This is a genomic window from Frigoribacterium faeni, assembly GCF_007988805.1.
Taxonomy (GTDB): domain Bacteria; phylum Actinomycetota; class Actinomycetes; order Actinomycetales; family Microbacteriaceae; genus Frigoribacterium; species Frigoribacterium faeni.
Genome location: NZ_BJUV01000059.1, coordinates 1 through 8,646, shown reverse-complemented (window position 1 = coordinate 8,646; position 8,646 = coordinate 1). Strand labels below are relative to the sequence as shown.

General features: G+C 73.0%; 7 protein-coding genes. 4 read left to right on the top strand and 3 right to left on the bottom strand.

The features are described from left to right. Positions 1 to 125 precede the first annotated feature (125 nt). The gene (locus FFA01_RS15485) at positions 126 to 632 is read left to right on the top strand and encodes a hypothetical protein (protein ID WP_146857082.1); all 507 of its coding nucleotides are present in this window, start codon (positions 126 to 128) and stop codon (positions 630 to 632) included. Between the two features lie 521 nt (positions 633 to 1,153). On the opposite strand, the gene FFA01_RS15480 is transcribed toward FFA01_RS15485, so the two are convergent. Beyond that, complete coding sequence (locus FFA01_RS15480; RefSeq protein ID WP_146857081.1) at positions 1,154 to 2,233, bottom strand: EamA family transporter; 1,080 nt, start codon at positions 2,231 to 2,233, stop codon at positions 1,154 to 1,156. A gap of 71 nt (positions 2,234 to 2,304) precedes the next feature. On the opposite strand from FFA01_RS15480, the gene FFA01_RS15475 reads away from it, so the two are divergent. Continuing rightward, a complete protein-coding gene (locus FFA01_RS15475) occupies positions 2,305 to 3,234 on the top strand; it encodes a LysR family transcriptional regulator (RefSeq protein WP_146857080.1) in 930 nt (309 codons plus the stop codon). Positions 3,235 to 3,275: 41 nt separating this feature from the next. Here FFA01_RS15475 and FFA01_RS15470 read toward each other — a convergent pair whose 3' ends face one another. Beyond that, the gene (locus tag FFA01_RS15470) at positions 3,276 to 4,574 is read right to left on the bottom strand and encodes a M23 family metallopeptidase (protein WP_146857079.1); all 1,299 of its coding nucleotides are present in this window, start codon (positions 4,572 to 4,574) and stop codon (positions 3,276 to 3,278) included. Positions 4,575 to 4,890: 316 nt separating this feature from the next. On the opposite strand from FFA01_RS15470, the gene FFA01_RS15465 reads away from it, so the two are divergent. Beyond that, complete coding sequence (locus FFA01_RS15465; RefSeq protein WP_146857078.1) at positions 4,891 to 6,294, top strand: nucleobase:cation symporter-2 family protein; 1,404 nt, start codon at positions 4,891 to 4,893, stop codon at positions 6,292 to 6,294. A gap of 66 nt (positions 6,295 to 6,360) precedes the next feature. Here the strand turns inward: FFA01_RS15465 and FFA01_RS15460 are convergent, their stop codons facing one another. Beyond that, on the bottom strand, positions 6,361 to 6,663 hold the full coding sequence (locus FFA01_RS15460) for a hypothetical protein (protein ID WP_146857077.1): 303 nt from the start codon (positions 6,661 to 6,663) through the stop codon (positions 6,361 to 6,363). Between the two features lie 330 nt (positions 6,664 to 6,993). Here FFA01_RS15460 and FFA01_RS15455 point away from each other — a divergent pair, with 330 nt between their 5' ends. Next, complete coding sequence (locus FFA01_RS15455) at positions 6,994 to 8,535, top strand: SulP family inorganic anion transporter (protein ID WP_182501181.1); 1,542 nt, start codon at positions 6,994 to 6,996, stop codon at positions 8,533 to 8,535. Positions 8,536 to 8,646 lie beyond the last annotated feature (111 nt).

The window sequence follows — 8,646 nt, the reverse complement described above, 5'->3', positions numbered from 1 at the left end:
TGCGCCGAACGACTCCCGCGAAACCACGTCCCGTCGATGACGCCACGGATCGACCCGGTTCCACCGCGAGAACGTGGTTCCGCGCGCGGCCGGGGGCGACGCGCCTGCGCGGCTAGCCTGGGCGGGTGAGTGACACGGCAGATGCGCCCGGCACCGGTACGGGCGACGGCGATGGCACGTCACGCGGCCCCGATGCGGGGCTCGTGTTCGGCCTCGTCGTGCGGGCGATGGCGGGCGGCACGCTGCTCGGAGTCGCCGTGGTCGTGGTCGTCGCGATCGTGTCGTACCTCGCCGATCCGGTGGCCGGCTCCGCCGACGCCTGGGTGTACCTCTACGCGGCACCCGTCGCGGGCTTCGTCGGCGCGATCGTCGCTTTGCTGGCGGTCACCGTCGCTCTCGTGACCGTGCGGATCGCCGATCCTCGCCGCCGCCACCCGCGGCGTCGTGTCGGGTTCGGTGCCGCCGCCGCGGGGATGGCGGTCGGGGTCGTGGCGTTGCTCGCGGACTCGCCCACCCTCGACGTGCCGCCGTGGGTCGCCCTGGTCGGAGGAGTCGCCGCCGCCGTCCTCGCCGCCCGCGGCCTGGTGCGCTACGAGAGGCTGCGGCGCCAGCCGGCCCCTCCCGTCGGCTGACCCCGCGCGGTCGCGTCGGGGCGCTGCCGCATCGTTGAAGAGCGGTGCCGAGGAACCACGTTTCGCGAATGAAACCACGGAACAACGTGGTTTCATCGCCGGAACGTGGTTCCATCCATCCCGGCCAGCGCACGCGCCGCACCGCACTGCGTTCCGCGCAACGCACCACGTGCCGGACGCCGGCGCACCCACCGCACCAGGTTCCGTGCAACGCACCGCGTCTCTACCCGGTGCATTGATCGAAACGCGGTGCGCTGGCCGAAACGCGGCGCGGTGGCCGAAACGCGGTGCTGTGACCGAAACCCGGTGCGCTGAGCAGGCCTCCCGGGCGCGCAAGGCCACCGCACACTCCGCACCACGTTCCGTGCAACGCACCGCGTCTCTACCCGGTGCATTGATCGAAACGCGGTGCGCTGCCGAAACGCGGTGCAGTGCCCGAAACACGGTGCGCTGAGCAGGCCTCCCGGGCGGGCAAGGCCGCCGCACACTCCGCACCAGGTTCCGTGCAACGCACCGCGTCTCTATCCGGTGCGCTGATCGGAACGCGGTGCGCTGCCGCGCCCATCCTCCGCGGCCGCGGGCATCCCGCCCGCCGGCACCACGCCGACCCCGGCACCAGCACCCGCGGCGACCGCGTCAGCCACCCGCGGCGCCTCCGCGTCGACCCCCGAGTCCCCTGCGCTCGCCCCCGCGTCCCCTGCGTCCGCCCCCGCGGCCGCCCCCGCCTCGCGTCGCACCCGCGGCACCCGGCTCGCGAACAGCACCCCCGCCACGACGACCACCCCGGCCACCACCTCGACCACGTCGGGCACCTCGCCGAACGCCCACCACGACGCGAGCACGCCCACCACGGGCACCAGCATCGAGAACGGCGCGACGGTGCTCGACGGGTAGGTCGCGAGCAGCCGGGTCCACAGCCCGTAGCCGAGCACGGTCGCGACGAGCACGACGTAGAGCAGCCCGACGATCGACGGCACCGCCTCGAGCGTGAGGAGCGTCGCGAACGTCTCGCCGATCCGGGCCGGCCCCTCGACGGCCAGCGACAGCAGCAGCATCGGGATCGGCGGCACGACGGACATCCACAGGGTCAGGTGCAGCGGGTTCGGGGCGGCCGCGCGACGGACGGCGACGTTGCCGAGACCCCAGCCGAGCGCCGCGCAGAGGCACAGCACGACCGGCAGCAGCGCCGCGACCTGCGAGCGGTGCACCGCGATCGCTGCCAGCGCGAGGACCGCCACCCCGATGCCGATGGCCTGGCGGCGGGTGATGCGCTCGCGCAGCCAGATGCCGGCGATCACGACGGTGAACGGCGCGGACGCCTGCAGCACCAGCGACGCCAGCCCGGACGGCATGCCCGCCTTCATGCCCAGGTACAGGAACCCGAACTGGAGGATCCCCAGCGCGAAGCCGACCATCAGGAGGCGCGACCACGGGATCGCGGGACGCGGCACGAACAGCAGGGTCGGCACCGCGAGCAGCGCGAAGCGCACGGCGACGAGCAGGATCGGCGGGAAGTGCTCGAGCGCCAACGCCGTCATCGGGAAGTTCACGCCCCAGCAGACCGCGACGACGAGGGCGAGGAGGCGGTCGCGAGGGCTCATGCCTCCATCGTGGCGGAGCGCTCGTTGCAGGACCAGCGCGCATCGGCGAGGTGACCTTGTAGCCTCCCTTCATGGACATCCAGCACCTCGAACTGCTCCGCGAGCTCGACGAGCGGGGCAGCGTGACGGCGGTCGCGGCCGCAACGCACCGGTCGCCGAGCGCCGTCTCGCAGCAGCTCAAGACCCTGCAGCGGCAGCTCGGCGTGGAGCTGGTGCGGCGGGTCGGGCGTGGGGTGCGGCTGACGGAGGCGGGGCAGGCGCTGGCGCGCGCCTCCGTGGCGGTGTCGACGGCGGTCGCCGAGGCCGAGGCGACGCTCGAGGCGGTGCGCGGCGGAACGTCGGGGGTCGTGCGGCTGGCGGTCTTCCCGTCGGCGGCCGAGCTGCTGGTGCCGGGCCTGCTGACCCGGATGCGGAGCCACCCGGCCGTCGAGGTGGAGATCGACGACCGCGACGTCAGCGAGGACGAGTTCCCGAGGTTGACGGCCGACTTCGACGTGGTGGTGGGGCACCGGTCGGACGGGGTCGTGCCTCCTGATCGGTCGGGCCTGTCGGTGGTGCCTCTGCTGCGCGAGCCGCTCGAGGTCGCGGTGCCGCTCGATCACCCGCTGGCGGGGCGGGACCGCGTGACGATGGCGGATGTCATCGGCGAGCGGTGGGTCGGCGTGCCGGTCGGCTATCCGATCGACCGGGTGCTGATGGCGATGGCGCTGCGGGCGGGGGTGACGCCGGATGTGGCGCACCGCAGCATCCACCTGCCGCTGCTGGAGAACCTCGTGGCGGCGGGGCACGGCGTCGCGCTGGTCCCCCGGCACACGTCGGCGGGGCGGGCGGCGGGGCGGTTCCACCTGGCGACGCTCGAGAACGTGCACGCCGGCCGGCACGTCGAGGCGCTGATGCGGCCCGACCGCGCGGTGCGTCCGGCGGTGCGGGTGGTCGTCGACGAGCTGCGGGCCGAGGCCCTGCTCGCCGAGGCGGCCTCCGAGGAGGCGCGGCGCCGCTAGCCGACGCCCGTCACCCCTGCCGCGGCGCGACCGGGTTCAGCTCAGCGGACGCCCTTGGTCGCGAGGAACGCGACGGGGTCGGTGGCGAGGGTGCCCTGGCGGATCTCGAGGTGCAGGTGGCAGCCGGTGGAGCCGCCCGCCGTGCCGACGCCGGCGATGTTCTGACCGGCGGTGACCGACTGGCCCTGCGAGACGAAGATGCCCGACGACTCCATGTGGCCGTAGGCGCTGCTGATGCCGTCGCCGTGGTCGATGATCACGAGGTTGCCGTAGCCGCCGGCGGGGCCGGCGTAGGTGACGGTGCCGGCGGCGACCGAGTAGATCGGGGTGCCGCACGAGGCGCCGAAGTCGGCTCCGGCGTGCAGCTTGTACTCGCCGGTGATCGGGTGCACGCGGTAGCCGTAGGCCTGGTACGAGCCGAACGAGCGGATCGCGGCGACCCAGCCGGTGCCGGGATCGGGCTGCACGGTGCCGGGACCGGAGCCCGCACCGACGCTGATCGGGCCGGTGCCCGCGGCGCCGGCCTGGCCGACCACCGCGCGGGCGGCGGCGGCCTCGGCGGCCTTCGCCTGACGGTAGGCCTGCTCGATCGAGACGCGGTCGTCGCGCAGGGCCGCGAGCTGGGCGGCGAGCATCGTCTTCTGGCTGTCGATCTCGGCGGCGTCGTCCTTCGCGGCCTCGTTGGCGGCGACGGCCTCGTCGAGGGCCGCGTCGGCCTCCTCCGTGAGGCGGTCGCGCTCGTCGAGGGCGACCTGGGCCTGGTCGGCGAGCGAGCTGGCGAGGTTGTCGGCGGCGATCGCGCGGTCGCGCAGGGCGTCGAGGTTCTCGCCGATCTTGCTCGACATGCTGAGGCCGCGGAGGACGTCTTCGGCGCCGTCGCCGGACGAGAGGAGGTCGCCGAGGGTGCCGCTGCTCGTCGGGCGGGCGAGCATGGCCGCCGCCTGGCCGAGGACGATCTCGGACGACGCCGCCTGCTGCTCGGCCTGATCGGCCTTCTTCTGGATGGCGAGGAGCTCGGCGTTGGCCTCGTCGGCCGCGGCCTGGGCGTCGACCAGGGTCTCGCCGGCGTCGTCGGCGGCCTTCTGCGCATCGGCGGCGCGGTTCGTGGCCGCCTCGAGGGCGGCCTCGACCTGCGCGATGGCCTCCTTCTTGGCCGTCTCGGAGCCGCGGGCCTCTTCGACCTGCTGCCAGGTCGGGGCGGCGGCGGAGGCCTGATCGGGCACGGTCAGCAGCGCGGCGACACTCAACCCCACGACGGCGATCGCGGTCGTGACGACGCGGCGACCCCGGGAGGTGCGGGTCGACCCGGCGAGGTCGGGGCTCGTGGTGAGGCGGTGCATGCTTCTCAGTCTCGATCAGGGTGGCTGGGACATCCCTCGACACTCGCCGACGGGAGTCCCAACATTATCGTGATGCACTCCCGTCCCACCGGCTCACCCCCGCACTGGGGACGGGATCTCACCCGAAATACCCCTGTGCAGGGGACATCCCGGATTCCCCGTCCGGCCCCGTGTGGCTGACGCGCGCCTCCTCCACACGACCCGCGCCTCCTCGTCGTGAACCCCACGCTTAACACCGCCGTCACAGGGCCGCCGCACCCGTGAAACCCTGGTGCCCTAGCGTCGTCCCGACCGACGCACCTGATCAGGAGGCCCCATGACCGCGAGCGCGCAGACCGAGAGACGCCCCGTCGACCGGATCCCGCCGCTGCGGCGGCTGTTCCCGCTCGGACTGCAGCACGTGCTCGCGATGTACGCCGGCGCGGTCGCCGTGCCGTTGATCGTCGGCGGGGCCCTGATCGGCATGGGCGAGCTCGAGCCGGGCGACATCGCCTACCTGATCAGCGCCGACCTGCTCGTCGCCGGCATCGCGACGATCATCCAGTCGGTCGGGTTCTGGCGCTTCGGCGTGCGGTTGCCGCTGATGCAGGGCTGCACCTTCGCGGCCGTCGGCCCGATGATCGTGATCGGCGGCGAGTACGGCATCACCGCGATCTACGGCTCCGTCATCGCCAGCGGCCTGTTCATGATGCTGCTGGCGCCGTTCTTCTCCCGGCTCGTCCGGTTCTTCCCGCCGATCGTCACCGGCACCGTCATCCTCATCATCGGCGTCTCGCTGATGGACGTCGCCGCCGGCTGGGTCGGCGGCGGCACCGGCTCGGACGACTTCGGCGACCCGCTCGACATCGGCTTCGCCGCGGGCACCCTGCTGCTGATCATCCTGATCGAGCGGTTCGCGCCTCCCGCGATCCAGCGCGTGTCGATCCTGCTCGGACTCGTGATCGGCACCCTCGTCGCCTGGCCGTTCGGCCTCACCGACTGGAGCGGCGTCGCCGACAGCGCCTGGTTCGGCCTCGCCCTGCCGTTCCACTTCGGGCTGCCCACGTTCCCGATCAGCGCCATCGTCTCGATGTGCATCGTCGGCCTCGTCATCATGACCGAGACCACCGGCGACATCATCGCGGTCGGCGAGATCGTCGACGAACCGGTCACCCCGCGCCGCCTCGCCGACGGCCTGCGCGCCGACGGACTCTCGACCGTGATCGGCGGCGTCTTCAACACGTTCCCCTACACGGCCTTCGCCCAGAACGTCGGCCTGGTCAGCATCACCGGCGTCCGATCGCGCTACGTCGCGACGTTCGCCGGGGTGATCCTCGTCGTGCTCGGACTCGTCCCGGCGCTCGGCGCGGTCGTCGAGGGCGTTCCCCTGGCCGTGCTCGGCGGAGCGGGCGTCGCCCTGTTCGGCATGGTGGCGGCCAGCGGCATCCGCACGCTGTCGAAGGTCCGGTTCAACAACTCGAACATCCTGATCGTCGCGGTCGCTCTCGGTGTGAGCCTGCTGCCGACCGTCAGCCCCGACATCTACGCGCAGTTCCCGACCTGGTTCACGATCGTCTTCGACTCGGGCATCAGCGCCGGAGCCCTCGTCGCCGTGCTGCTCAACCTCCTGCTCAACTCGGAGTCGCAGCAGCGCCGGTTCGGCGGCAGCGACCGCGACGTGTCCGCCCACGACGCCGTCCGCGGCCCGTCGGCACCCGCCCAGGCGGACCGCGAGGACTGAGGAGGCGCGGGTCGATCGAGGACGCGCTGGTCGACGACGCGAGCGAGAGGAGCGACGACGCGCGCGTCAGCGGCGAGGCCGGCGCACCGGCCGGTGCCGACGGCGGCGCGACACGACCATCACGACGAGGGCGACGAGCGCCGCGACCATCATCGCCGCGCCGAAGATCACGAGCACGGGCTGCGGGTCGGTGCACGTCGGGTAGTCGGGCGAGCAGATCGTGAGGGGAGGCGCCTCCCGACCCTCCGCATCGAGGACCGCGAAGGAGGCGCGCCCCAGCCCGAAGATCGCCAGCCCGAGCAGGGTCACGACGACCAGCAGGCCCGCGAAGATCCGCCGCACGATCCGGCCGTCGTCCACTGAGCTCATGGATCGAGTCTCGCGCGCCTCCTCGGCCCTGTCATCGCCCTCAGGGCGGACCCGGCGTCCCCCGCGAGTCGCGCGCCCGCCCTGGAACGCCGACGGGTCCGCGTCCCCTGCGGCGGGTCCGCGTCACCCGCGGCGGGTCCGCTCCACCCTGCGGCGGGTCCGCTTCACCCGCGGCGGGTCGACGCTGACCCGCCGACGAGGAACGGAACCCGCCGCACCCCCGCGAAGAGCGCACCGCACCCGCACGAGCCGCACCCGCGGCCGTCGCCTAAAGTCGAACGCGCCGCATCGCGGCCGACCCCTCCCCCTTCTTTCTCCACTGGAGTCTCCGTGAGCCTTCCCTCCCCCGCTGCCGCTGTGCGCACGCGTCGCGACGACACGGTGCTCGGCGTCCTGCGGTCACCGCGCCTCCTCACCCGGGAGGCGCTGGCCGGCATCGTCACCACGCTCGCGCTCGTGCCCGAGGTCATCTCGTTCTCGGTGATCGCCGGCGTCGACCCGATGGTCAGCCTGGTCGCCTCGATCGTGCTCGCCCTCGTCATGTCGCTGCTCGGCGGACGCCCCGCCATGGTGACCGCGGCCGCCGGCTCGGTCGCCCTGGTGATCGCGCCGCTGGTCCGCGCCCACGGCGTCGAGTACGTGCTGCCGACCGTCCTGCTCGCCGGCGTGATCCAGATCGCCTTCGGCACCGCGGGGCTCGCCCGGCTGATGCGCTTCATCCCCCGCTCGGTGATGATCGGGTTCGTCAACGCCCTCGGCATCCTCATCTTCATGGCCCAGGTGCCGCACCTCATCGACGTGCCGTGGATCGTCTACCCGCTCTTCGTGCTGACCATCGCGATCGTCGTGCTGCTGCCCCGCCTCACGAAGGCCGTCCCGGCGCCGCTGGTCGCGATCGTCGTCGTCACGGTGATCGTCGTCGTCGCCGGCCTCGACGTGACCACCGTCGGCGACGAAGGCGAGATGGGCGGCGGCCTGCCCGGGCTCACCCCGTGGCTGGTGCCGTTCTCGCTCGAGACGCTCGGCATCATCCTGCCGACCGCGCTCAGCGTCGCGTTCGTCGGCCTGATGGAGACCCTGCTGACCGCGAAGCTCGTCGACGACCTCACCGAGACCCCCTCGCACAAGGGCAAGGAGTCGTGGGCGCTCGGCGTCGCGAACATCGCCGCGGGCGCCTACGGCGGCATCGCGGGCTGCGCGATGATCGGCCAGACCGTCGTCAACGTGAAGATCGGCCGGGCCCGCACCCGGGTGTCGACGGTCGTCGCGGGGCTGTTCCTCCTGCTGCTCGTGACGGCGCTGAGCGAGGTGATGGCGCGCATCCCGATGGTGGCCCTCGCCGCGGTGATGATGATCGTCGCGATCTCGACGGTCGACTGGCACAGCGTGCGGCCGTCGACGCTGCGCCGCATGCCGATCCCCGAGACCCTCGTGATGGTCGTCACGGTCGCGGTCGTCGTCGCGACCGACAACCTCGCCCTGGGCGTCGCGGTCGGCGTCCTGCTCGCCATGGTGCTCTTCGCGCGGCGGATCGCGCACGTGATCCGGGTCGAGCGGACGGTCGAGGGAGGCGCGGCGAGCGCGGAGGGCGTCGTGCCCGGCACCGAGGCCGGTGCGGTCCGCTACGACGTGATCGGGCCGCTGTTCTTCGGGAGCAGCAACGACCTGGTCGAGCACTTCTCGTACGCCGACGACCCGGCGAGGGTGACGGTCGACCTGACCCGCGCCTCCGTGTGGGACGCCTCGAGCGTCGCCGCCCTCGATGCGATCGCGACCAAGTACGCGGCGCACGACGTCGACGTGACGTTCGTTGGGCTCGACGAGCGCAGCAGCGAGTTCCACGGCAGGCTCACGGGCCGGCTCGGGAGCTGAGCTGCGGCTGGTGCTGGTGCTGGGGCTGGGCTGCGGCGGGCTGGGCCGGGCCGGGGTGGGCTGGGCTGCGGCGGGTTCGCGTCGTCGCGGGCGGGTCAGCGCTGACCCGCC